The 24109-nt window shown below is 37.3% G+C and carries 25 protein-coding genes; 10 read left to right on the plus strand and 15 right to left on the minus strand.

Going from position 1 to position 24109, the window contains the following annotated elements; translation table 11 throughout:
• Positions 1–41 precede the first annotated feature (41 nt).
• The 7 genes from ACNQF6_RS11395 to ACNQF6_RS11425 are packed head-to-tail and all read left to right on the plus strand — an operon-like array spanning position 42 to position 4870.
• Positions 42–1115 carry a DUF932 domain-containing protein gene (locus ACNQF6_RS11395; protein WP_113667195.1) on the plus strand — a complete coding sequence of 358 codons (1074 nt, stop codon included), beginning with the start codon at positions 42–44 and terminating at the stop codon, positions 1113–1115.
• 57 nt (positions 1116–1172) lie between these two features.
• Positions 1173–1367, plus strand: coding sequence for a hypothetical protein (locus ACNQF6_RS11400; RefSeq protein ID WP_417965973.1), 195 nt, complete (start codon positions 1173–1175; stop codon positions 1365–1367).
• Positions 1368–1379: 12 nt separating this feature from the next.
• Positions 1380–1916: a PRTRC system protein E gene (locus tag ACNQF6_RS11405; protein ID WP_417965975.1), complete on the plus strand. Its 537-nt coding sequence runs from the start codon at positions 1380–1382 to the stop codon at positions 1914–1916.
• 17 nt (positions 1917–1933) lie between these two features.
• Positions 1934–2152 (plus strand): PRTRC system protein C, encoded by a 219-nt coding sequence (locus tag ACNQF6_RS11410; RefSeq protein ID WP_417965977.1) that lies wholly within the window; start codon positions 1934–1936, stop codon positions 2150–2152.
• Between the two features lie 14 nt (positions 2153–2166).
• The gene (locus ACNQF6_RS11415; protein WP_470303390.1) at positions 2167–3345 is read left to right on the plus strand and encodes a hypothetical protein; all 1179 of its coding nucleotides are present in this window, start codon (positions 2167–2169) and stop codon (positions 3343–3345) included.
• The gene (locus ACNQF6_RS11420; RefSeq protein ID WP_417965979.1) at positions 3342–4064 is read left to right on the plus strand and encodes a PRTRC system protein B; all 723 of its coding nucleotides are present in this window, start codon (positions 3342–3344) and stop codon (positions 4062–4064) included. Before ACNQF6_RS11415 ends, ACNQF6_RS11420 begins: the two co-directional genes overlap by 4 nt.
• Complete coding sequence (locus tag ACNQF6_RS11425; protein ID WP_417965981.1) at positions 4064–4870, plus strand: PRTRC system ThiF family protein; 807 nt, start codon at positions 4064–4066, stop codon at positions 4868–4870. Before ACNQF6_RS11420 ends, ACNQF6_RS11425 begins: the two co-directional genes overlap by 1 nt.
• 269 nt (positions 4871–5139) lie before the next feature.
• Here ACNQF6_RS11425 and ACNQF6_RS11430 read toward each other — a convergent pair whose 3' ends face one another.
• The 12 genes from ACNQF6_RS11430 to ACNQF6_RS11485 form a co-directional block, all read right to left on the minus strand.
• Positions 5140–5694 carry a sigma factor-like helix-turn-helix DNA-binding protein gene (locus ACNQF6_RS11430; protein ID WP_131908971.1) on the minus strand — a complete coding sequence of 185 codons (555 nt, stop codon included), beginning with the start codon at positions 5692–5694 and terminating at the stop codon, positions 5140–5142.
• A 216-nt stretch (positions 5695–5910) separates the two neighbouring features.
• Positions 5911–6351, minus strand: a complete 441-nt coding sequence (locus tag ACNQF6_RS11435; RefSeq protein WP_417965983.1) for a DUF3872 domain-containing protein — start codon at positions 6349–6351, stop codon at positions 5911–5913.
• 11 nt (positions 6352–6362) lie between these two features.
• The gene (locus ACNQF6_RS11440; RefSeq protein WP_417965985.1) at positions 6363–6923 is read right to left on the minus strand and encodes a conjugal transfer protein TraO; all 561 of its coding nucleotides are present in this window, start codon (positions 6921–6923) and stop codon (positions 6363–6365) included.
• A gap of 27 nt (positions 6924–6950) precedes the next feature.
• On the minus strand, positions 6951–7844 hold the full coding sequence (gene traN / locus ACNQF6_RS11445; RefSeq protein WP_417965987.1) for a conjugative transposon protein TraN: 894 nt from the start codon (positions 7842–7844) through the stop codon (positions 6951–6953).
• 25 nt (positions 7845–7869) lie between these two features.
• The gene (traM, locus tag ACNQF6_RS11450) at positions 7870–9198 is read right to left on the minus strand and encodes a conjugative transposon protein TraM (RefSeq protein ID WP_417965989.1); all 1329 of its coding nucleotides are present in this window, start codon (positions 9196–9198) and stop codon (positions 7870–7872) included.
• The gene (locus tag ACNQF6_RS11455; protein ID WP_417965991.1) at positions 9185–9472 is read right to left on the minus strand and encodes a nitrogen regulatory IIA protein; all 288 of its coding nucleotides are present in this window, start codon (positions 9470–9472) and stop codon (positions 9185–9187) included. The genes traM and ACNQF6_RS11455 overlap by 14 nt, the downstream gene beginning before the upstream one ends.
• Before the next feature lie 11 nt (positions 9473–9483).
• Entirely contained in the window at positions 9484–10107 is a 624-nt protein-coding gene (gene traK, locus ACNQF6_RS11460; protein ID WP_417965993.1) for a conjugative transposon protein TraK, read from the minus strand.
• 24 nt (positions 10108–10131) lie between these two features.
• Positions 10132–11124 (minus strand): conjugative transposon protein TraJ, encoded by a 993-nt coding sequence (gene traJ, locus ACNQF6_RS11465; protein WP_417965995.1) that lies wholly within the window; start codon positions 11122–11124, stop codon positions 10132–10134.
• A 3-nt stretch (positions 11125–11127) separates the two neighbouring features.
• Positions 11128–11760 carry a DUF4141 domain-containing protein gene (locus ACNQF6_RS11470; protein ID WP_417965997.1) on the minus strand — a complete coding sequence of 211 codons (633 nt, stop codon included), beginning with the start codon at positions 11758–11760 and terminating at the stop codon, positions 11128–11130.
• Between the two features lie 33 nt (positions 11761–11793).
• The gene (locus ACNQF6_RS11475; protein WP_417965999.1) at positions 11794–14289 is read right to left on the minus strand and encodes a TraG family conjugative transposon ATPase; all 2496 of its coding nucleotides are present in this window, start codon (positions 14287–14289) and stop codon (positions 11794–11796) included.
• The gene (locus tag ACNQF6_RS11480; protein WP_131910816.1) at positions 14286–14615 is read right to left on the minus strand and encodes a DUF4133 domain-containing protein; all 330 of its coding nucleotides are present in this window, start codon (positions 14613–14615) and stop codon (positions 14286–14288) included. The genes ACNQF6_RS11475 and ACNQF6_RS11480 overlap by 4 nt, the downstream gene beginning before the upstream one ends.
• Positions 14616–14626: 11 nt before the next feature.
• Positions 14627–14932: a DUF4134 domain-containing protein gene (locus ACNQF6_RS11485; protein ID WP_131993822.1), complete on the minus strand. Its 306-nt coding sequence runs from the start codon at positions 14930–14932 to the stop codon at positions 14627–14629.
• Positions 14933–15260: 328 nt separating this feature from the next.
• Here ACNQF6_RS11485 and avs2 point away from each other — a divergent pair, with 328 nt between their 5' ends.
• Positions 15261–20006, plus strand: a complete 4746-nt coding sequence (gene avs2 / locus ACNQF6_RS11490; RefSeq protein ID WP_417966001.1) for an AVAST type 2 anti-phage system protein Avs2 — start codon at positions 15261–15263, stop codon at positions 20004–20006.
• A gap of 3 nt (positions 20007–20009) precedes the next feature.
• On the plus strand, positions 20010–21089 hold the full coding sequence (locus tag ACNQF6_RS11495; RefSeq protein ID WP_417966003.1) for an MBL fold metallo-hydrolase: 1080 nt from the start codon (positions 20010–20012) through the stop codon (positions 21087–21089).
• 40 nt (positions 21090–21129) lie between these two features.
• On the opposite strand, the gene ACNQF6_RS11500 is transcribed toward ACNQF6_RS11495, so the two are convergent.
• Genes ACNQF6_RS11500 through ACNQF6_RS11510 form a run of 3 tightly spaced genes read right to left on the minus strand, consistent with a single transcriptional unit; the run spans position 21130 to position 22953 of the window.
• Complete coding sequence (locus tag ACNQF6_RS11500; RefSeq protein ID WP_470303391.1) at positions 21130–21714, minus strand: conjugal transfer protein TraD; 585 nt, start codon at positions 21712–21714, stop codon at positions 21130–21132.
• Between the two features lie 50 nt (positions 21715–21764).
• The gene (locus ACNQF6_RS11505; RefSeq protein WP_417966007.1) at positions 21765–22181 is read right to left on the minus strand and encodes a DUF3408 domain-containing protein; all 417 of its coding nucleotides are present in this window, start codon (positions 22179–22181) and stop codon (positions 21765–21767) included.
• Positions 22182–22185: 4 nt separating this feature from the next.
• Entirely contained in the window at positions 22186–22953 is a 768-nt protein-coding gene (locus ACNQF6_RS11510; protein WP_072944024.1) for a ParA family protein, read from the minus strand.
• Between the two features lie 723 nt (positions 22954–23676).
• On the opposite strand from ACNQF6_RS11510, the gene mobA reads away from it, so the two are divergent.
• Positions 23677–24108, plus strand: a complete 432-nt coding sequence (gene mobA / locus ACNQF6_RS11515; protein ID WP_417966208.1) for a conjugal transfer protein MobA — start codon at positions 23677–23679, stop codon at positions 24106–24108.
• Position 24109: the final 1 nt, after the last annotated feature.

A 24109-nucleotide genomic window follows, 5' to 3' on the forward strand; every position in this document is an offset into this window, starting at 1 on the left:
AGAGCATTCAAACAATTATCAAATTTTTAAATCATTTTATCATGGCACATAATATCAATTTCAACAGCACAACAGGACGTTATTCATTCTTTAGCGTAAAAGAAAAAGCGTGGCACGGCTTAGGGCAAGTCGTAGAGCAATACCCTACAAGCGAAGAAGCAATCAAGCACGCAGGATTAGATTATGAAGTCATTAAAACACCATTATATACCAAAGGTTCGGGCATCATCGAAACCACGAACGGTATTGAAATAGGTAGTAGCGAATTGGAAGTACCATCCTATTATGCCAATATCCGTGCCGATAACAATGCCGTATTGGGCGTGGTTGGCAAAGACTATCACATCGTACAAAACCGTGAAGCATTCAATTTCTTTGATGCCATTGTTGGTGGTTCACAAGGAATATTGTACGAAACCGCAGGAGCATTGGGACAAGGGGAACGCATCTTTATCACTGCCAAACTACCCGACTATATCCGAGTAGGGAATGGCGATGATGTAACGGAAAAGTATATTTTCCTGACCACTTCACACGATGGCAGTGGAAGCATAACAGCAGCCTTCACCCCTATCCGTATTGTTTGCCAAAATACCCTTAACGCCTCGCTTCGTTCGATGAGCAACGTGGTACGCATCAAACATACTTCGGGAGCAAAACAGCATTTGGAAAATGCCCACAAGGTTATGGGATTAGCGGATACCTTAAGTAACCAGTTAGAAGGAATATTCAACCAGTGGGCTAAAGTAAAGGTGACTGACCAAGAAGTAAAAAAACTAATCCAATTGGCTCTTTGCCCGAACAAGGAAACATTGGATTTGCTTAAAAAGGGTGCGGAAGATGAAGTTTCCACAGTGTTCAAAAATGTGGTGCAAGATGCCTTTGCCTATGCCATGACAAGCGACACTCAACAAATGGATACCACCAAAGGCACATTGTTCGGGGCGTACAATGCTGTGACAGGGTACTATCAGAATGTACGCAATTACAAAGATGATGAAGCCAAGTTACAAAGTATTGTAATGGGTGGAACCGCTCAAATCAAATCACAGAAAGCATTTGAATTGTGTACTTCTTTCGATAAAATCGGTTCAGATGTATTCAATTTCAATTAATCCGAATGTATAACCACAGGCGACCGCCTACGGGTGGTTGCCTTTAAATAGCCGAAAATGAAAGTAATAGATTTAAACGGTTGCCCTATTGAAGTAACAAACCTTAACGAAGCAATCCGTATAACCAAACGGTATAAAAAATACAGGAATGAGAATAAAAGCTACTCCGATTATGACAAAAAGCAGAACGCCTACTGGACAGATATGTACGAGAAGCTGACAACAATAAAAGAAGAATTAAAAAACAATTAAATTTTTAAAACGATGAATGCAAATTTTTTCAATCAGATAGCGCAAATGGGCATTACAGGAGATTTACAACTCACTATATCAAAGGGCATAGAAAACAACCTTATTGTTTCTATAATGCTTCAAAATGAGCAATGTGACGATAACGCAAAACAACTGATACCACCGCTTAATTTAAGGGGAACGGCAGAAGAATTGGACGAGGGATTTTTTCAGCAGATAACAACGCCTTTGCAAACCGCTTCGGGTTTATTGGTTAATATGGAAGCCTTTATGAAGCAATTGGAAGAAGCCAAAAAGAAATCGGCAATGGAGAAAGAAAAAACCGAAAAAGAGAAGAAAGAACAGGAAGCCAAAGACAAGAAGTTTAAAGACGGTATGGCAAAGGCAGACGAATTGGAAAAAGAGGGCAAGTTCCGTGAAGCATGGATGAAAGTACCCGAAATTACCGACTTCCCCGAAAAGGCAGACGAGATACGCAAATGCAAATCGGAACTGTCAAACCAGTTTTCTTCGACAGGTCTGTTTGCGACTGAACAAACTACCGTTTAACACAAAATCCAAAAGTTATGTTATTAGCAACGCAGTTAGAACGAGTATTTATACTTAAAGATAAAGGACAGGACATCATACTGACCGACCCCGAGCCACGTTGGAGTGTGGAAGCGGTGTTGAATTTTTACGCCAATACTTATCCTAGACTAACCACCGCAAAAGTATCTGCCCCTATTATCCGTGATGATAAGATAGAGTACAAATTAGAGAGCGTAATGGGAACGAAAGGTTAAACCAAAAATCAAAAATGATGAACTATGCAACACAATATCCTATCGGGAACTATCAGCATACCCAAACAGAAAATACAACGACAACTGCACCAACAATTGGGCGAGTTCGCAAATTGGATGCAGAGAACCAAAGACACAAACGAAGTACGGAAAGACAAGCAGAAATCCGTACCGATAGCAATGCTACCAATGGTTTTCTAAAGTGTGCGTTTCTGCCTAAACTGAAAACAGTGCAATCCACACAGCCTTGCAAGAAAACAGCAAAAACGGAGAGGGATTTTTACAAGTCCCTTTCCCAACTTGCAGAACATTACGACATTGAACCATTACAAACGCATGATTATGGCTATCCCTACAATATGGCTTTGGCTATGTGGGATGCTGAAACCAAATTAAAACAAAACAATGTCAATTGGGATAATTTACGTTTGGTACAGGATAGTAAGAAAACATTTTTTACGAGCGAAGAACGATACAGCATGGGTACAACCCTGTACTATATTCCAATTGTGCCACTCTTTTTAATGCTCCATGAACCAAAGCGCAAAAAGACGGCTCAATTGCTTGTTTCGGTTTGCAGTTATCTGTACCATATTGTTAATATACCGTATTACAGTCAGGAAAACAGCTATCTGTATTGGATGTACGAAATGATGAATGATTGCGTGGAACAAGATGATTATACCGAAGAAACGGATAACTGTATTGCAGAGATTAAAAAAGCCGAATGGATAGGCGAACGAATTGAACAAAAACTATTCAATCGCATCAATTTACAGGTATTTGAACAGCGTTTTAACCGCTTTAAAAGCCGTGATACATTCGACCAGGAATGCCAAAAAGTCGCTTGCGATGCCTTTGCCCTTTATTCACAATATCCACACGAGAGCATTTTCCGAAACGCACCAAGACCCGAGGAAGACCCCTATACTGATGAAAACGAATCCGAAACTATTGGAATGGAAAAATACATCTCGTTTATAGCTGATACTACAGGTTGGCTGTATGAGAGACTTGCCGATAATATTAACAATGAGTTTAACGAGTATGGAGCAATGGAAGAACCAACGATTTGTAAATACTTTGACGGAAGCAATATAACACAAACCAATCTTGATTTTGAGAACCGCCTGTTTGCCCTTTTGGACGAACTATGCACACTACTATATGATTATAAAACAACAAGAAAATGAGCAACGTAAACGACATAACCGATAATTTTGGAACGCTTTACCATCCAAAATCTGCATTGGTTTTTTACCAAACCAAAGGAACTAATACCGATATGTACGTGGAGCATTTTGATATGAACAAAAATGGAAACCCTATCAATGCCCATCCATTGACCGTAAATGAAGCCAAAATATTGGCAAAGGCTTTGCACACCGATAAAGAAAAGGACAAAGCCTTTTTAAAACCAAAAGGAATTTTGCCGACCAATATACTGCATATTAATCCGAGCGAAAAAGGCACTGTACTTTGGTACACCAATGCACAGGAACAGCAATTATATTTTGTAAACGGCTTGGGCATTCCCAACGGCAAAGCGTCTGTACCGTCAATGCTTTGGTATGCTAGTAAAAACAGCCTTGCCGTATTTGCTCTTACTACTGACAGAAGACCAACAGAAAATACACCATTGTATTTTGCTCCTTTCTTCAACATTTATGAAGATGGTAAAGTATGTATGGGAACTGTAAGTATAGACATTAAAAATTCTGCTTGTGTAGAGGAATTTACCGATGCTTGGGAAGACTACTTTTTTAACAGCTATTTCAGCCATTTATTAGGAAAACAAAATCCCATAAAAGGGAACTGCGTAAGCCTTTGGAAAAAACTGATTGAAACAGGCGAAGCCTTTCCTAAAGATGTATTGAAAAAGAACAACAAAACCCTTAAAAATCTTTTGTGATGAATACCGAGAAACAAAAAGTACATTTTACAGATAACTATCTGATAAGCCCAAACAATCCCATTGCGGTAAACTTAATCGGTGCAGGTGGCACAGGTTCAAAAGTTTTGACCGCTTTAATGGAAATAAACCATAGCTTAATCGAATTGGAACACGCAGGGTTACAGGTGCGTTTGTGGGATGATGATATTGTGACCAATGCCAATTTAGGAAGACAGCGTTTTGCAGAAAGTGAAACTGGCTTGTACAAATCCGTTGCACTCATCAATCGTGCCAACCGCTTTTCAGGGACAAATTGGAAAGCCGAAACCGCAAAGTTTGAAAAGGACAGATTGGGCAGAATACCCGAAGAAGCACAGGCAACTATTTACATTACCTGCGCGGATAATGTACAGGCGAGGTTTGGAGTTGCCGAAATTCTGAAAGAAATTTGTAACCGCAGACACTACAGGGACGAACCGAAATATTGGTTGGATTTTGGTAACAGCCAGCATACAGGGCAAGTGTTACTATCCACCATAGGAAATATTCGCCAACCCAGTTCGGAAAAATATGAAACGGTGGCAAGTCTGCCAATGATTACGGAAGAATTTGGAGAATTATTGAAGCAGTCCGAACAAGAAGACGACACACCGAGTTGCAGTTTAGCGGAAGCTTTGGAGAAACAGGATTTGTTTATCAATTCCTCTTTAACACAAATGGGCTGTTCGCTTTTATGGAGCTTGTTTCGATATGGTATGACACCGTACAGAGGCTTTTTCCACAATCTGAAAGACTTTCGTACCCACCCCATAAAAGTAGCCTGAAAGTCAAAATCGGGCAGCAAAAAGACACTCCCTCCTATGGTCGGGATAGTCTTTTTGCGCCTAATCGGTGCAACCACTTTGCTAAAATATATGTCAATCCTTAAATTTCTCTCTCATATTTTACCAAACAGGTTGCAATCTAATTTCTAAGGGATATTCATTATCCCTTTCGTTGTTTTAGGGGACTTCTTTTCTTTCCACAGCAGCGGTCAAAGCAAAGAAGCAAAAGAAGACCGCAATATTAAAATTGGATTTTCTACCATTGCTAATTACTCTATTGGCTGTGTTTTCCAAACAGAAAAGCCTTCAAAAAGATGTTCAATGTTTTCAAATTCTATAAATGCAATTAGTTCTTTTTTGCACTGTCCTTTAAATCGCCTGAAACACCCAAAACTTTTCAGAGGTATTTCAGCTAATTGCCCTATGGTATCAATATCCAAAACCTCGAACATGCTATACATTCTTTTACTGAAAGGGAAATGGCTTGCAATTAGTAACTTATGCTGGTCAATTTCAATTTCAGTTTTACTTTTCCTTTTTTTGATTTGCTGGGTCTCGCATTTAAAGTCGTATTTTAACTGTTGTAATTTTTGCTTATAGTCATCAATTTCAGCAAGTAACTCCGTTACGCTTTTTACTTTTTTATATGTTCTTTCGAAAATTTGGCGGACGTTTTCACCAGTGACCCCATAAATGGACGCCACTTCCTGTAGTGTCATTTTTTCTATCAGGAGCTTCTGCAATACATCATATTCCTTTTCAGAGAGTACTTTTCGGGACATTTCGATATAAAATCTATTGGTACGTGCTATTACATCTTTCATAGGAATGCAGTTAAATTACTTTATCACTGAAATAATATCCTCTTTAGTGAAGTTTTTTTCTATATTTTATTTAAAGATAGCAAGGTTTATGGAGTTATCCAATGTTTGTATTATAGATCCGTCTGGAAAACATTAAATGAAACAACCCGAAGCTCAACTTCGGGTTGTGATTAAATGCGAATGTTTATAATATAAACGTAAACGAATACCTGGCAGTTAATCGCTACTGTTAAACTCAAAGCTCAACTGCCTTTCGTTCCCGAAATTATCCGAAATCCATACATCAAAGGATTGGGAGACGGTGGAGCCCGAAGTATAATACAACCTGAATTGCTTAGCCCGCAACGGATACAAATCGTTGGGCAGATACGGCGGTTCATCGTAATACTTCAAAGTTCCTTGTCCATCAGATTGGAAGTAACGAATAAAGTATTGTGTGTTACTGTAATTGCCGGTTGGCTGTATCGTCAGCCTAATCTCCACGGAATTGCCATTAGCAATCTCTTTGGGTACAGGCATCACCTTTACCTCAAAAGGGAAATCATTTTGTATTTCCAGTTCGTCTTTGCTACAGGATGAAACAGAATTTATCAGGATTGCCAACAATACATACATTGGCAGTATGCCAATTCTGAATTTATTAAAAAATGTTATCATTGTTTTATATTTTAAAAGTTAATCCTCAATCCCAGACCGGCTGAAGGTCGGAATTGTTCCAGATCCGTACCCCACAAAACTTTTGTGCGACCCTGAAGAGTCAACACAAAACGGTCGGACAAGTATGTTTCAAAAGACAGCCGTCCGCCTGCCCCGTAAATGAAATTGTCCTCAGTCAGTATTTTTGCCCCGTCATACAACAAAGCTTCGCCACGGTTAATGCTTTCATAACCCAACACACCAGCTATTGCTGCATTCAGTGTAATGTTCTTACGGGCATCCCCCAGCAGGAAGAAACTGTAACCACCTTCGACTGTATAGGTTTCCTGTGGTAAACGGAAATTTTTATACTCATCATACTGGTACGTATATTCCAATACCCAAAGCTGATAATTGCCATTTTTACCGTTTACGATCATACCGATATTGAGGTAGTAGTTCCTGCCGGGATAGTCATCGGATAAGGTTCCTGTGTTTACTTCCAGTCCTTTCTGTTTAGGCAGCATTCGTTGTGCCTGTGCAATAGTGATGCCTATAAGAACAAACATCATCGTATAAATATACTTTTTCATTTTTCTGTTATTACGTTTAATAGATTACTAAAATTTCAGGTGCATATCGTTAATCAAACGAGCCTTAATCAAATCGGAATTTTCTACCTGAAGTGTTTGATGTCTGCCCCCATTCTTCTCGAAAATCTCAATCAATAACACCTTGTCATCGGCAATGGTAAACTGGTCCAACAAGAACACATTTTGTTCTGTTATTTTTCCGCCAATCTCACCCAGTGGCTTGTAAGTTCTTAGCGGTATCATTGGTCTTTCCTGTACCACGGTTCGCTTGGTAATCTTTTTATCCACTACCTTGAAATTGATAAAATCAATCTGGAAAGGAACATTGGTACGGTTTGCGAGTTCCGTATAGAAATAGTATTTACCATTATGGATGTAAATTCCTTTCAGGATAAACTGTATGCCGAAACTTTTCGCCCCGATATGCTTTACAATTCGATTGTCGTTTTTGTAAATTGTTTCCAGTAACAAGCCTGCCAGAGATGGTGAGTTGTTGCCCAACTCTTCAAAAAGCACATCACTTCCATTAGCCTTGTCCACTGTCTTTTGCATTGTTAGCAGGTCATAGCTCAACACCTCCGGGGATGAGCTGTAATGCACATTGAAGCTGTAAAAATGGCCGTCATTGGTAATTACCGAAAAATTGGTTTCCGGTTCAAATTCTTTTACCGATGCTTTTACACGAAGTACATTGTCCGCATCTTCTGCTTTTCCCGCAATCAGGTATTCACTGCCCAGATCCACGTAGCGGATAGCGGTCGGAAAAATCAGATGCGAAGTCTTGTCATAAGTAACTTCCATAAAGTACGGTTCTATCTTACCCAAAGCAAGAGGAATTTTTGCACTGTCCTGTGCAAAAGAGGATACGGCAAAGCCAATGATCATGGCAAATGCCCAAAAGGTTTTTAAGTAATTTTTCATTGTTTAATTCTATTTATGTTTAACATTATTTTATGGAAACAAGGAACAGTTGATGCCCTGCCTTTAAGGTAACTTTCGGTGTCTTCACTTTTTTGGAGAAATAGCCCGAAATGCCCTGTACTACACCACGGCTCAAATCAGCGGCAACCTGTTGTCCTGCCGATTGGGTAAGCATCAGGCTCGTCCCGGATTGCTGGCTCATATTGCCAGCCATTTCAGTAAGGGCATTCATTTCATGCGAATAGGGCACATACAAACCCTGCTGACCGTCCAGATCATAAATCGTAATATCAACTGGGAGGATATTTCCGTCCAGTTCTATGGAAGTAACTTTGAGCTGTAAACGCCCTCCCTCAAGTTTGGCATTAGCCGTTAAAATTGTTCCTTTGGGAATGCTACGATTAGGCGTTTGGGCGGGTTCCAGTAACCGTAAGCGTACTCCAGTTTCACCGATAATGGTCTGCGTTTCCTGTACACAGGCTTTAATACTGTTTTTGGGTTGTACCACTTGTTCTAAAGCACTGGCAGTATAAAAACGGCTGTTCTTGTTTTGGCTCCAATCTGCTAAAAAGGCACTATCGGTAGGCTCACGGTACAAGGTGGATACGGTGTTCTTTCTTGTAGAAGTGAATGCCACAAACTGCTCTTTTTGTGTAGACGAAGTCGACTTAGAAACAGCACCATTGGCAGGTACAACTTCTCCCATATTTGTACCTGAAGGAAGATATTTTGCAGCCATCTGATAGGATTTCTCCATCAATGCCAATTGGTTATCTACCGATACTCCCGCAGGAACGTCTTTCTCAGCCAGTTTTCCCTTTAATTCCTCCAATTGCTTGCGGAGTTCCTGCGTTTCAGAATTATCGTCCTTATAGAAAGAACCTAATGTGCTTTGCACATTGCGGTAACTGTTCAAAGCAGGATTACTTTGTTTTCCAGATCCGTTGGCACTGCTGTAGCTTTCTTCCTCTTTAGGCAGCTCCTCCTCCGCTTCTACCTTTTCGTCTGCATTCCAGTAATCAGAAAGAGATGTGAGAGCGTTCCGTTTTTCCTGATTCTTACGTTCCAGCATTTCCTCCTCGTATGCCTTACCCTTATCGGCAGGCATTCCTGCACCGGTAGCCTGAGGTACGACCTCGTTCAGTCCGATTTTATCGATTTCCTTTTTCTCGGAAGACGGTTTAAATATCAAGTACATACAGCCGAAGAACACAACACCCATCAAACCGAATATGAGCGGTTTTTTAAGCTTTTGGGCTTTGTTCTGTGTACTGTTTTGCAATACATCTTCGGTTTCTTTCGGGTTACCTTCCGTTACCCGAACAACCGTTTTTTTATTCTCATTTTCTTTCATAAATCTTATTTTTTAAAATTGTTGATACTGTATCCTGCAAGAGTGCAGGACTTCCTTTCTTTTTGAGAACAGGGTTTTCGATATGCTCGATAACCATATCGTTATTGGACTTGCCGGTATCATACCATACTTTGAAAATAACCCCTGCGCTAAGCAACAGATACCCCGCAAAAAAGTAAAGCGTGTACTTGTGCTGTTTTCTTAAAGGCAGTGTTCGCCAACGTTCATCCAGTTTCTCAAACCACTTGTCCATATCAGTTCGTAATTTTTTCATATCCTGCGTTTTTACCGTTCAATGACCTCTATATCTTTGTTTTCCACAACAGTAAACTTTTCGATATTGAAGCCCTGCGGGTTATTGTCCGAACGGACAGAGTTCACAAGAAAACAGGAAGTAACCAGATTACGTTTGGTCACATTACTGGAACGGATGATGAACTGTCTGGCATAGGTACGTACCGAATAGGGATAGGTGTCGAAATTGCAGACCACACTATCTACTTCGATACGTTGCTGTACGTTGCCCGATATAATACGATTGTAATATCCCTTTTCCGAAAGGTCTTTGTAATAATCAAAAGCACTTTTATCGGCAAGGTTAAACGCCCGGCTCATATTACTTTCGATAGCATTCTTATCGGGAGCCAGCGTAAAGAACAGTTCGTGAAAACGTCTTACGTGTTCCCTTGCTTCGACCGGACGGTTGATGGATGCATCCTGTGCAAGTGCCAGCATCAGTGATTTGCCATTGTCCAGTACATAGATCTTCTGGCGTTGTTCTTCCGCAAAGCGGAAGGATTGCCATACTGCATATCCTGTAACACTGATGCAGAGAACAGCAAATACAAGAGCGTACAACCTGATTTGGCGAAAACTGTTTTCGATATTTCTTAGCGTTTTAAATTCCATTTTTAACTGATTAATCGTTCTACATTATTTGAGTAATTGCCCGCCGATATTTCCGGCTGCCGAGCCGGCTCCGGCTCCAGCAATATTTCCGGCTTTCATTGCGGTTTGGTTTACATTACGAGTAAAATTCCCTGCCCCACCAGCCTGAATAATCCAGCCTGTCACGGTTGGGATAGTAAAATATCCCACAATGCCAATGATCATAAAAATCACATACACGGTATTTGACGTATCGGGAATGAAAGTCGGGTCAGCAAGCATTTCGATATCCCTTTCTATAATCAGAGATTGTATCTTAGCAAGCATGCAGCTGAACAGGTCGGCAACGGGTAGCCATAGATATACACTAACGTATCGGGTAAGCCATTGCGAAAGTGTGGATTGAAAACCATCCCAAACCGATATAGCAAAAGCTATCGGACCCAAAATAGACAGCACAATCAAAAAGAAAGTACGTATGGTGTCAATTACCAGAGCAGCTGCCTGAAATAAAATTTCCAGCAATTCCCTGGACCAGTTCTTTACGGACTGCTCAATGCTGTGCATCCCTCTTTCCATATACATGCCCGACATCGTGACCAGATCAGATGGCGACCAACCCAGTTCTTCCAGTTTTTTATCGAACTCTTCGTCCGATACCAAATAAGCGTTTTCAGGATTTCGAAGCATGGCTTCCCGTTCCAACAGGTCTTTTTTTGTCTGCAGGTCGTTCAGGTCAAGCACCTGCTTTTCTAGAATGGCATGTGTCCCCTGTACCACTGGGCTTAACACAGCATTGATGGTTCCAAGTACCATGGTCGGGAAGAACATAATACAAAGACCCAATGCAAAAGGACGGAGCAAAGGATACATATCAATAGGCTCTGCCCGGCTTAGTGCCTGCCATACCTTAATAGCTACATAGAATAAGGCTCCCAGACCAGCCACTCCTTTAGCCACTGCCGCCATATCGGCGGAGAGTGGCATCATCTCATCGTACAAGGAGCGCAGAACCTCGTGAAGATTATTAAATTCCATAACTTACCAGTATTTTTGGTTAGCTGTTCCGTAGAGTTCGAATACTCTTTTAGTATTGTTCTGCTTTTTTGCCCTTAGAAAACTTACTGATATATTTTTGTTCGTGTAATAGCGTACAAGGCTATGGTATTCCTTCACTTCTTTGTACACACGTTCAATAATATCCATACGTTCTTTGTCATTCAATGACAAACTGGAAGAACTTACAATCTGCTTTAGTTCTTTCAGCAGTTCGGTACTTTCGTTAAGTAGTGCTGCATAACCATTGGCGATAGCTATTAATTCTTGAGCAGAAAAATTGGGGTCGTTCATCATCTTGCCAAAATTCTGAACATACATTTCGGAAACATCGCCAACCAGCAGTACTGTCTGCTGCACCTTACGGGCATCTTTTACCAAATTATTGACAGCTTGCAACTTATCATAGTATTCTTTGCCCTGTTTATATACCTTTTCCACTTCCTTGAAATTTTTAATGACATTGGATACCGTGGATGAAGTCTGTACCATTTCATTGGCACTGTTAACAATTCCCTGAGCCAGATTTGTGGGATCCGTAACGACCCATTGGGCTTTTGCGGATGGTGCTGCAGCCAACATTAGAGCTGCATACACCATGAATAGTATTTTTTTCATTGTTTTTCGATCTTTAAATGATTAATAATTGTTTTACTTTTCTCTTCTTTGCAGGGCTATCCGCTTGATGGCCTGCTCGACATTTCCGCCCAGTTCACCAGCAAGCCGCATCACTTCCATTTTCTCTGTTTCTTCGGTGGTGTAAGCTAGATATTCTTCAACCGACACTTCTGTGGCATATACAGCCGAATGGGTTCCACCCAAACCAATCCAAACTTCCTTGTACAACCGTGATGGGTCATTGTTCATATTGATGGAAAGTACCTGGGCCTTTTCTTTATCAGTCAAGCCAAGCATTGCCTGTATGTCATCAAACTTGTTCATGTACTTGCGCTGGTCGAGCAGGATTTTACAATCGGAATTGTTGATGATACTTTCCTTGACAATGGGTGATTGGATGATGTCATCTACCTCTTGCGTTACTACGATGGCTTCTCCGAAAAACTTCCTAACTGTTTTAAAGAGATACTTTATATATTCTGCCATTCCCTCTTTAGCAATAGCTTTCCAAGCCTCTTCAATCAGAATGAGTTTACGAATACCTTTCAATCTTCTCATCTTGTTAATGAACACCTCCATGATGATGATGGTCACTATTGGGAATAGGATCTTATGGTCTTTGATTGCATCAATTTCAAACACAATGAAGCGTTTGGAAAGCAGGTCTAGCTGTTTATCAGAATTGAGCAGGTAATCGTATTCACCTCCTTTGTAATAAGGTTCCAGTACGTTCAAAAAATTAGCGATGTCAAAGTCTTTTTCCCTGACCTGTTTTTCGTGTAGTACCTTACGATAATCGCCCTGCACGTAATTATAGAAACCATTGAAAGAAGGATATACATCATCCTGTTTGATACGCTCTATATAGCCACTTACCGCATTGGATAATGCCACTTCTTCGGAACGGGTCGGCGGTTCATCGTCACGTTTCCAAAGTGTAAGTATCAGGGTTTTGACACTTTCTCTTTTCTCTATGTCGAACACGCCATCATCGGTATAGAATGGATTGAAGGCAATGGGATTGTCTTCTGTGTAAGTGAAGTAAACCCCGTCTTCGCCTTTGGTTTTTCCTTTGATAAGTTCACATAATCCCTGATACGAGTTACCCGTATCTACCAGCAGAACGTGTGCGCCTTGCTCGTAGTATTGCCTAACCATGTGGTTGGTAAAGAAAGATTTACCGCTTCCCGAAGGACCCAATATAAACTTGTTTCGGTTCGTGATAATACCTCGCTTCATCGGCAGGTCGGAAATGTCAAGATGGATAGGTTTTCCAGTCAGACGGTCTGCCATCTTGATACCAAATGGTGATGGCGAATTATGATAATTGGTTTCTTCAGTGAAGAAGCACAAAGCGGGTTCAATGAACGTGTAAAAGCTTTCTTCACTTGGAAAATCTCCAGCATTTCCAGGCATTCCTGCCCAGTAGAGCGTAGCCACATCGGTGGTATTATGGCGGGGTTTGCATTCCATCAGTGCCAAAGCACTACCGCTATCATTCTTTAGCTGTTTGAATTCGCTAGGGTCATCCGACCAAGCCATAACGTTAAAGTGTGCCCTGATGGACGACAGTCCAAAACTGTGTGCTTCGTTCAGGTACCGCTCTATCCATTCTTTATTGATCTGGTTGGCACGACTGTATCGAGCCAGTGAGTGCATATTCCTTGCGGACTTCTCAAACTTTTGTAGGTTGTCTTCGCTGTTATCCAAAAACAGATATTGGTTGTAGATATGATTGCAATTTAAGAGCAAGCCCACTGGAGCAGCAAACGACAAACGGCTGTCACTCCGGTCGGTAGATAGTTTTTCATAACGGGTATCTGCTGATACAGTTGAAGGCAGATCGTCCGTATCGGATAAAGTGTGCAGGCACAATCTTTTGTTACCAACGCGCACTTCTTCGGCTCCGATTGCTATATCCTGCATTGGTGTTCCGGCTTCCCTTGACAGCGTTAGATACTGTTCCAATAATCCTTGTTTTTCATCCGTACCGATGATGTCTTCTTCCGTTAGGCGTCGTAACCCGATAAATCCGCTGTCATTTATAATACGCTCAAACTGTGCAACCGCTTCCATAAAACGATGAATCGCTTCCTTATCCCTGATTTCTTTTGGTATGAGAGCACCTTTACAAAGCGATGAAAAATTACTCTGCGTACGCATTCTTTCCTTAGTGGTTTTGGTCAGGAACAGGTAGCAATAATGGTTAAGAAAAGGACGTTCGTTAAAATGCTGTTGGTAGGATTTGCCCAAAAAACTCAAACCATCATCCGCAATATCGGGTGCATAATTTTCCTTGATATACCAGTCCTGTTTATGGATAACTGTATAATCTGGCAACGTCTTGATGGCTTTGTGCCAAGCAGAATGAATGGCTTCATATTCCGCAGAAGCCACCGTAAACAGTTCCGGTAAACGCACTTCAAAACAGGCAGTAATGTCTGCATCCTTTGACAGGATACAGTTGTTTTCCAGCGCTAGTAAGGGAAACTTCTTTTCCAACGTAGTGGTCTTGGCTACATTCCTCATACGGCATTCGATTTAGGGGTGAACTTTAAATAGCGATGTACAGGCTTGCGACAGATGATGTAACGAGGATGCCTTTTTCTTGCACCGATTTTCATCAGACCATGTTCTCCATATTTTTTGTTCAGTGAAAAGGTCTGCCATACTATCAGCGAAGCACCACCAGTTCCAAGAAATAGGCAGATGTAGGAATTGACGCCGGCCATGTAAAGTATCATGACCAGAATAAGCGTTCCTAGCAGTCCGCCTGCGAATATGAACAGGTATTGTGCTTTCAGGCCCTTAAATTCTACTGTTCTTCCGATGCCTTTGTTGATATTGTAATTCATAAGGCAAGGGATTAAAGGAAGAATGAACGCAAAATGGTAGCCGCAACAATCAAGAAGATACAGGCACCGAACCAGCTTGCTGCAGTCTTGCTTGTGTCGGGATCTCCGCTACTGAACTTGCCGTACACTTTAACCCCTCCAATGAGACCTACCACGGCTCCAATAGCATAGATGAGTTGTGTGGCAGGATCGAAATAGGATGTAACCATTTGAGTGGCTTCGGTGATACCAGCTGAACCGTCTCCCTGTGCCATCGCACCCAAACCTGTCAGCATTACCATTGCTGACAGCAAAACTTTTTTTCTTTGTTTTTCCATGATTTGAAAAAATTAAATTGTTCTTTGTTCCTGTACTTTACAGGAGTACGGAACAAATATCATTTGGAAACAGTTGCAGTTTAATAAGTTGTCCTTATGTGGAGTTGTTTGGCAGAAGAAGACTTTATAATTTACTTTGTGATAGTAAAAATCACTAAATTTGAGTAATCAATAATGTTATATTTTAAATCGCAATATGCAATACAGCATGATGAAAGATTGTTAATTAGAGAAGAACTATTTCAAATGTTGATGAAGAAAATAGAACAAATAATAAATTAAAAAGGACAATTCACAAGCTTTCCCTATTGTTCATAATTGAAATCTTATGTTAGAAACATCCTTAGATAGAATAATTACAAAAATTACAGTAAGACTTAAAGAATATTCAAACAATAATTATATAGGAAGTGGTGTTTTACATTTTCAAGATAACTTTAAGGACAAAGTTTACGTACTAACTGCTTCACATTGCCTATTCGTAGATGGAGATACATTCAAAGACATAAGAAATGAAATCTGCATAGACATTCTAAAATCAGATTCTACAGAATATGAGACTATCAAAGTACAAGTAAGTAGAGAATTATTATTTACCGATATAACTAAAGATGTCGCTGTTTTAATTTTAGATAAAAAAGAAGTTGAAAATATTATTGGTATAATTCCAAAAATTTCACCTGTAAAAGAAAGAAGCAATTATAGTAATTTCATAACTAAAGGGTTTCCAAACGCTACTTATGGAAAAGAACTTGCAACTTTATACCCAACTTGGGTGCACGGTATAGATAATCAATTTCAATTACAACTACATGAAGACTATTCAAAATATTCAATTGAGGGCTTTTCTGGGAGTCCAATTTATATAATAGCTGAAGACGAAATTTATTTATATGGGATTTTCACTAGATTCAGACCTGAAGAAAAAGGGAAAGTTATCTATTGCCAATATATTGAAATAATTAACGAATTGTTAAATAAACAATATCTACCAAGTATAACTTTTGGATATTTTGGAAATTACGGATTAACATCTGAGTTTTTTAGTAAGCATATTCAAAACTCTATAAAAGATTTAGGTCCTAGATTTAATGAAGACTTGAATTTTCAATTACCAATTGCTAAAATTTTCAATGATATTGCAAAAGATGATTATTTCTTCAAAAGATTTTTAAATATCGTTGATAAATGGATTGTAGAAAGAGGTTATAGACAATTAAATGATAATATTCATCTTAATAAAATTGAGACAGAATATGAAACTGTCAAGCAGAAAACTATTACCTGGATTAAAAAATTAGAAAATTCAATTACTCAAAAGATTAATGTAGAATGGCTTTTGGAAAGTTTAGAAAAACTCAATGATTGTATTGACGATAAATCTCAAGAAGTCTATAAATTGAGAAGGGAGGAAGAGGAAAAAAATAAAAATGTCAAACAAGATCATACTTATCGAACTCCTTATGAGCAAGAAACAAGCAGATTAAGAGAAATAAAACAATGTAATAATGATTTTATTAATGATCTTTCAAATAAGATAAATGTTAATCTTGCCAATAATCCTTACTTAATAATTAAAGGAGATGCTGGAAATGGGAAATCACATTTATTGGGAGATATTGCAAAAACTAGATTAAAAAGGAGTTTGCCAACCGTTTTATTACTTGGCCAGCAATTTAATAATTCCAAAGATATTTGGGAAAACACTAAATCCAATTTATCTGTTAATTGTACAAATAAACAATTATTAGCAACTTTAAATAATATAGGAAAACAAGTTGGCTCAAGGGTTTTACTTTTAGTTGATGCAATAAATGAAGGAGCAGGCGCGGATTTATGGAATTCTCGAATTGCAAGTTTTATTAATGAATTTAGCAACTATCCTTTTCTTGGCTTAGTTTTAACCATTAGAACAACCTATTTAGATTTTGTAATTCCGGAGAATGTTAGAAAAGATGCTAAAATAACTTTTAAAACTCACGAAGGATTTAAAGGCAATGAATATGCAGCTCTTAAATTATTCTGCGAATTTCACGGACTAAAACAACCTAACTTTCCAATATTAGCACCTGAATTTACAAAACCGTTGTTTTTGCAATTAATCTGTGATACAATTAAAGACACACCCGAAAAAACATTTCCGCAGGGTTTCCAAGGAGTAAGTAGTATTTTTCAAGTTTATATTGATTCAATAAATCGTAAGTTTCAAAACAAACGCGATGAGTATAAATATTGTAATGTTGTTTTAGACGCAATTCACAAAGTAGCATTTGCAAACTACAATAATGAAAATAACTCTTTACTACTCAAAGATGTTAGACAATTGCTAAAAACAGAATTTCCAGACCACAAACTTTTATTAAATGATTTAATAGAAGAAAGTATATTCATAACAAATCCACAAACAAACTATAAAACAAATCAGCAAGAAGAAGTAATATATTTTGCATACCAACGATTTGGAGATTTTTATATTGCCGAAAATTTATTAAAGAACTTTAGTAATTCAGATGATGTCATAAATAGTTTTAAAAAAGAAAATAAGTTTGGAAAATTAATTAGCGATAGAAACGGATATTGGTATAATGAAGGTATTCTCGAAGCTTTTTCGATTTTGTTACCAGAAAAATTCAAGTTAGAAATATTTGAAGTTTATAATTGGTATTTTGAGAATGACGAAATTGATAAATTTCATAAATCACACATCATAGAAGTATTAAATAGCTTTTTACTAGACAGCTTAAATTGGCGAAAGATTGAAAGCATAGATAATGAAAAACTTGTAAATTGGTTCAGAGGAGAATATTTTAGAGTTTCTGACGATGACTATTTTTATAAGTTGATTGAATTATCAACTATTAAAGGGCATCCATTTAATAGTGATAGATTGTTTAGAATATTGAAGAGTTATAAAATGCCAGTGAGAGATAGCTTTTGGCAACAGCATTTACGATATTTTAGTAGTTATGATGACAATGAAAATGGTTATCCCATTCGTCGCTTAATTGATTGGGCTTGGACACCAGATATTTCTAACAAGTTAGATTCTGAAACAACTAGATTAACTGCTCAAACACTAACTTGGATTTTATCCTCTACCAATATTAAATTACGGGACCAAACTACCAAAGCAATGGTTAATCTTTTAGAGCAACAACCTGATGCACTAATATCTATTTTAAAAGTATTCAAAAACATTGATGATTTATACATATCTGAAAGACTGTATGCTATAGCCTATGGATGTGTTTTAAGAACTGAAAACGTAGATTCGATCAATAAAATTGCTTTAGTTATTTATAATTATATTTTCAAAAAAGGAATACCTCCAAATCATATTTTATTAAGGGATTATGCAAGAAATACGATAGAATATGCTTTATATAAAAATCCTAAACTAAAAATTGACATAAGTTTAATAAGACCTCCATTTAAAAGTAAGCTACCCAACAGACTGCCTTCTAAGGAAGAAGTATTAAAATATAGCGTTCCATATGATGACCCTAAATCTAAAAAAGATTATAGATTAACTAACAATAGAATATACCATTCAGTAACAGGTTATGGTGATTTTAGTAAGCATATTGATGGTTGTTTAGATGACTTTGCCCCAACAAGTTTTACGTTTGAAATAGAATATAATTCATTTTATAAATCATTAAATAATAGTAAAAAGAAGTTTTTACGAACAATAATTGAAATTTTAAAAACAAAAGCTTCAATAAATAAAAATAAGTCTCTTTTCACATATAAATATGGTGAAGATAAACACAAATCTCAATTAAAAAGTATTGATGATTTTTTAAATAAAATGTTGAATTTTATTGATGATATTTTTGATTCTAACGAAAAACTGTATTTGTTGGAAAAAGTAATTCCATTTTTAGAAGCAAAATATATATCTGCAGATTGGAAATTAAATAAAAGTGATATTAATTCTTTCAAATATTGGATTATAGATAGAGTATTTAAACTTGGGTTTAATGCAAAAATTCACGGTCAATATGATGATTCAATTTCACGTTATACTTCAAGAAGCGAAAATACTATTGAGCGAATTGGAAAAAAATATCAAAGAATCGCTTTTTTTGAAATTTTAGCTATGATTTCGGATAACTATAAACTAAATAAATTTAGTTGGAGTAGTGATAAAAAATATGAATTTTTCAAAGGTCCTTGGCAAATTTATATTCGAGATATAGATCCTGCTTTTACTTTAAAAAATCCAGAGGAAAATGAAGAAAAAGATGATTTAGGAATTTTGAGCGAAAAAAAAGAATGGTGGGAAGATTTAGATTATAAATATTGGAATCAAACTAATTCTGAATGGATTGAAAAACTAGATGATTTGCCAATAGTAAAAGATATTCTTGAGAAAAATGACTCTAAAAATAATGAAAGTTGGCTTTTTTTGAAAAAATTTGTTTCTTGGAATGAACCAAAACCAATTGGCGAAGATAAATATGATGTTCAACATAAAGAGATATTTTATAAAATTCAAGGTTATTTAATAAATAAAAAAGATAAGAATAAAATACTAAATTGGCTTGTTTATCAAAATTTCTGGGGAAATTGGATGCCAGAAAGTAGTGATTATAGTAAATTAATAAATAGAGAGAAATTTTGGTCACCTGCATATTTAGATAGTGATAAAGAAAATAAATGGGAGATAATTCGTGATACCAACTTTAAGCTTATAATTGCCTCTTCAAATGCTGTTGGAGAAATGAGTGATGATAAATCAGATGCTCATTTTAGTTATGATATGCCTTGTGAGACAATATTTAAAGGAATGAATCTTCAATATGCACCAATTGATGGACAATTTAAAAATGAATTAAATGAAATAATCGTGACCAACAAAAACTATAAAGGTCTAATGATAAAAAAGAAAGAATTTTTAAAGTTTTTGGATGTAAATAATTTAGATATAATTTGGACAGTACTAGGTGAAAAAATGTCTTATCAATCAAGTAGACATACTAATTTTCATAAGGAGTTAAGCGGTGTTTATTATTTTGAAAATGGCATTATTAAAGGTCAAATTAAATCTTTTGAAGAAGAAAGTTTTTAAAATATGGAAATTAAATTTTTTCAAGCTGAATGTGGCGATGCTGCAAGCTTAAGGTATCTTGGCACTGATAATAAATATCATAATATTTTTATTGATGCAGGTTATGAAAGGACTTTTCGTTATGTATTAGAGAAAGAAATTCAAGAAATCACAAATAGAGGAGAACAAATTGATATATGGATTATCTCACATATTCACGATGATCATATTGGTGGAATAATAAAGTATATTGATACTATTAATGATGGTGAATATAAAGAAATCGTAAATCAGTATTTTTATAATCCACCAAGAGTTTATGATTTCAATCCATCAACAAAGAGTGCAAGTAAATTTGCCAGTATTGGACAAGGAGATATATTATATGAGTACTTAAAATCGAATAATAAGTTATTAAATATTGACATTACAAATTCAATGGAACCAGTTGAATTGTTTGGATTAAAAATAACGATTTTGTCACCATCTCCTCAAAAATTAGATAACTTAAGGTTAAAATATCCTTTAGATAGCACAAAATCATTTGAAAGAGAAGAAGATGAAAAAATAAGTTACGCAGTAGCACCACAACAAAACGACTACAAAATGCTCATCAGCGATTTTACTTTGGATAAATGGAAAGAAGATGTTTCGGTTGAAAATGGAAGTAGTATCTCTGTACTTACAGAATTTAATAATAAAAAATTTCTTTGGTTGGCAGATTCTCATCCAAATGATGTAGTAAAATCATTAAATAATATAGGATTTAATCCTGCAAATGAATTAGAATGTGAATGGGTCAAAGTAACACACCATGGTAGTAAGAGTAATAACAATGATGCTCTTTATGACATAATTAAATGTGAGAATTATTTATTCAGTGTTAATGGAGAAAACAAACATAATTTACCTTCTAAAGAATGTATTGCAAGAATATTAAAAAATAAAAGGCGTACAATAAATTCTAAATATAAATTTCATTTCACTTATGATAATGAAACCCTGAGAAGTATTTTCAAGAATGAGAATAGTAGCATTTATGCAGAGTATAATTTTGAAGTAGTTTATGGAATAGAGAAATACTTAAAATTTGACGTTGTATAAATAAAATTATAATTTGAGATTCTAAAAAACATTGGGGATTCTACACAAACTCCCCAATATCAAAATCCTCCAATTCCTTTTTCCGCAAAATGGAAGAAGCAGGATCCGTTTCAGAAGAAAAGCTCCCGTCTAATAGCTCAGCTATTTTACGGGAAGCACTTTCCATAGAATTCTCCAGTAAGGTGAATAATTCGGTTCCTTGTATTTTCTGAACTATAGCAACTGCTGTTTCCTTTTGAGATGGCTCCAATTTTTCTTTTTGCAGCAGCATCCCCACGGAGCTAAGTTCTTCAAAGGTAACCCCTTGGGCAAAACCGTTATCCCCACTAGATATTCCATACCTGTTCCATTCTTCTTCCTCTTCCTCCAAATCAGGCATATTCCCAAAAACCTCGTCCAGTTCTTCCTGCGGAATTTGCATATCGATATCTTCTTCGTCGATTTCAACATCAAAATTATCTATTTCCTGTTCCTGCTCTTTAATCTGGCTTTCAGTGGCACTCTTTGGCACTGGAAGGCTTCTCATCGGTTTGGGTTGCCCCATAATATCAGGTAGTTTCGGATTCGGTCTTTCCTGCGTTGGTTTTTGCTCCTCCCCTTTCCTGATGATAATCTTATCCTCCAACAACAGGGCAATAACAATGAGTAGGCATATAACGATTACTGTTTCCATAATTATAAAATAGGTTTGTACTTATCGTTGAAGCTTGTGGTAATCTGCTCACCGAACTCCTGAAAATGATATTCGAGAAGATTGTCTAAGTAGGCGTAAATGGTTATCTTATCTTCACCTATTACCTGTACTATACGCGACAGTTTCTCATGAAAATCAGGTCGGATATATACAGTTTTGCCATCACGGGCATTGGTACCAGGCCTTTTAAAAAATATACTTATGTAGTCCTGATCATTTGCTTTTTTGCCTTTGTTCCGTTCCTCCGCTAAAGGCTTTTCCTGTAACGGTTTCATAGGAGCTTCGGGTTCTTCCGGCGGAAGTTGCAACCCTTCCATTTTTACTCCATCTACCATTAAATTCATCATTAGCTCTTCGTTGATTTCAGGAATAGCTTTTTTCTTATTGTCTTTTTCCATACTATTATAATTGAACGATTCTTAAAAATTCCGTCATAAACTGGTCTAAGCGGCAAGCTTTCATCAAACGTTCATCGGGAGGCATTAAAGTTGAACGAAAAACGGTCTTGGCACCGGCTTCGCTCTCCTTGCGGAAACGTGTGCTGTTCATGATAAGGCATTGCATCAGACTTAATCCCAACTCATCAATCAATTTATTATAAACCTCATACAAGGGCGAGCGTTCACGACCATCTACCTGATTCCAAAACAGGTTAATGGTTTCAATGGAGGTTTCTCCTTTTTTCATAATAACATCCTTCATCAGCTGGGTAAAAATGAGCGTACTTTCCATAACTACACGATCTGCTATGATAGGTGTGAAAATATGGTGCATCCCCGCCAGAGCTTTCAAAATACCGGGAGTGTTTACTGTACCCGGAAGATCAAAAAAGATAAAATCAACCGGAAAAGAAATGGATTCTAAAAAATCATGCGCAGCTTCCAGTACACCTTCAGCTTTATGTTGAATGATTGGATAAGCTTTTTTGTTAATGGTTGTAAATTGTTTGAATGCCACCCTTTTTAAAAATTCATTTTCCATCACCATAGCCAAATCACGGGTCTTCATTTTCATTAAACTATGTTGTGGAAAATCGGCATCGAATACGGCTACATTGTAGCCCAAGCGATAATGTAGCGTACTGGCCACAAGTGCCGTAAAGGTGGTTTTGCCTACACCTCCCTTTTGGGAAGAAAAAGCAATGAATACTGTTTTGTGTTCTGTTTTCATTTTTAACTGTATTTAATTATTTACTTATATCGTTGCGTTGGTAGATACTTATCTGCTATTGCCAATACATATGCAGTTTTGTAGAAAGCTATGTGGTCATTTAAACAGGTATTGCTCTGCTTGAATACTAACATATGTACCTCTATTTTTAGGCACCTATACATATAGGTTTGTATCATCAGACCTAGTTATATGCAAACCCAAGTCTGTAAATATGCACATATATAACTATATGATTTCATATCCTCAACTGCATCTATCCACATCCGGACGCTTTTACACACACAAGTGACTACATACATAAATAAGTAACTACATACCAACATAGTTATCTGTTTACATCCGCTTGCAGGTACAAAGAAATGCAGATATATACGTCCTTATTCAAAGGTGGAACGAATTGGCGTTCATTGGCACTGTTTGGCACTGCAACACAGCTCAATGCTCTACTGAAGAGGAGTTTACTTTGTAAAGTGATTTTTATTAACGGACTTATGCAAAAATATTATGAAATATCAAGTAAGAAAGTGAACGGCCCGAAGCCGTTTATCCCTGCTTTATTTAATCCGTCCCGAAGGGCGGATTTTTGTGTTCACCAGAACACGGCAAGTTGTGTTTTGAGGCACTCGAAACTGAGTTCGTGCCTGAAAACAACTTTCCCTGCTGGGGGCTGAAAAGCCTTCCGAAGTCAGGCTTTTTGCTAAAGTTAAAAATGGATTAGTGATGAACGAAAACAGTAACAGAAAACAGAATAAAGGCGGACGGACGCCCAAGAGCAATCCCAGTATTAACCGCCACGTTTTTCGCCTTACGGACGAAGAAAACGCAAAATTATTATCGCTTTTTGAAGCATCGGGAATGGTCAATAAAGCAAAATTTATCATTTCCGTACTGTTTGGAAAAGAGATTAAAACGGTCAAAATAGACAAAGCTGTGTTGGATTTTTATATGAGGTTAACCTCTTTTCACAGTCAGTTCCGTTCCATTGGCGTTAATTATAATCAGGTCGTAAAGCTGTTGTACCGCAATTTTTCGGAAAAAAAAGCGGCAGCTTATCTCTACAAATTGGAAAAACAAACGGCTGCAATGGCAGTATTATGTCAAAAAATCATTCAGCTCACAGAAGAATTTGAAGCAAATCATTTGAAAAAATAGC

Origin of the sequence: Flavobacterium pasteuri (assembly GCF_048286615.1) — a bacterium.
In the GTDB taxonomy this organism is placed as follows: Bacteria; Bacteroidota; Bacteroidia; order Flavobacteriales; family Flavobacteriaceae; genus Flavobacterium.

Coding starts and splice junctions, on each gene's coding strand:
- ACNQF6_RS11455 (WP_417965991.1), bottom strand. CDS start 9,472: ATGAAAAAATTACGAACTGATATGGACAAGTGGTTTGAGAAACTGGAT.
- ACNQF6_RS11435 (WP_417965983.1), bottom strand. CDS start 6,351: ATGATAACATTTTTTAATAAATTCAGAATTGGCATACTGCCAATGTAT.
- ACNQF6_RS11440 (WP_417965985.1), bottom strand. CDS start 6,923: ATGAAAAAGTATATTTATACGATGATGTTTGTTCTTATAGGCATCACT.
- traK (WP_417965993.1), bottom strand. CDS start 10,107: ATGGAATTTAAAACGCTAAGAAATATCGAAAACAGTTTTCGCCAAATC.
- ACNQF6_RS11405 (WP_417965975.1), top strand. CDS start 1,380: ATGAATGCAAATTTTTTCAATCAGATAGCGCAAATGGGCATTACAGGA.
- avs2 (WP_417966001.1), top strand. CDS start 15,261: ATGTTAGAAACATCCTTAGATAGAATAATTACAAAAATTACAGTAAGA.
- ACNQF6_RS11430 (WP_131908971.1), bottom strand. CDS start 5,694: ATGAAAGATGTAATAGCACGTACCAATAGATTTTATATCGAAATGTCC.
- traJ (WP_417965995.1), bottom strand. CDS start 11,124: ATGGAATTTAATAATCTTCACGAGGTTCTGCGCTCCTTGTACGATGAG.
- traN (WP_417965987.1), bottom strand. CDS start 7,844: ATGAAAAATTACTTAAAAACCTTTTGGGCATTTGCCATGATCATTGGC.
- ACNQF6_RS11470 (WP_417965997.1), bottom strand. CDS start 11,760: ATGAAAAAAATACTATTCATGGTGTATGCAGCTCTAATGTTGGCTGCA.
- ACNQF6_RS11400 (WP_417965973.1), top strand. CDS start 1,173: ATGAAAGTAATAGATTTAAACGGTTGCCCTATTGAAGTAACAAACCTT.
- mobA (WP_417966208.1), top strand. CDS start 23,677: ATGAACGAAAACAGTAACAGAAAACAGAATAAAGGCGGACGGACGCCC.
- traM (WP_417965989.1), bottom strand. CDS start 9,198: ATGAAAGAAAATGAGAATAAAAAAACGGTTGTTCGGGTAACGGAAGGT.
- ACNQF6_RS11410 (WP_417965977.1), top strand. CDS start 1,934: ATGTTATTAGCAACGCAGTTAGAACGAGTATTTATACTTAAAGATAAA.
- ACNQF6_RS11425 (WP_417965981.1), top strand. CDS start 4,064: ATGAATACCGAGAAACAAAAAGTACATTTTACAGATAACTATCTGATA.
- ACNQF6_RS11480 (WP_131910816.1), bottom strand. CDS start 14,615: ATGAATTACAATATCAACAAAGGCATCGGAAGAACAGTAGAATTTAAG.
- ACNQF6_RS11415 (WP_470303390.1), top strand. CDS start 2,167: ATGATGAACTATGCAACACAATATCCTATCGGGAACTATCAGCATACC.
- ACNQF6_RS11495 (WP_417966003.1), top strand. CDS start 20,010: ATGGAAATTAAATTTTTTCAAGCTGAATGTGGCGATGCTGCAAGCTTA.
- ACNQF6_RS11510 (WP_072944024.1), bottom strand. CDS start 22,953: ATGAAAACAGAACACAAAACAGTATTCATTGCTTTTTCTTCCCAAAAG.
- ACNQF6_RS11395 (WP_113667195.1), top strand. CDS start 42: ATGGCACATAATATCAATTTCAACAGCACAACAGGACGTTATTCATTC.
- ACNQF6_RS11485 (WP_131993822.1), bottom strand. CDS start 14,932: ATGGAAAAACAAAGAAAAAAAGTTTTGCTGTCAGCAATGGTAATGCTG.
- ACNQF6_RS11420 (WP_417965979.1), top strand. CDS start 3,342: ATGAGCAACGTAAACGACATAACCGATAATTTTGGAACGCTTTACCAT.
- ACNQF6_RS11475 (WP_417965999.1), bottom strand. CDS start 14,289: ATGAGGAATGTAGCCAAGACCACTACGTTGGAAAAGAAGTTTCCCTTA.
- ACNQF6_RS11505 (WP_417966007.1), bottom strand. CDS start 22,181: ATGGAAAAAGACAATAAGAAAAAAGCTATTCCTGAAATCAACGAAGAG.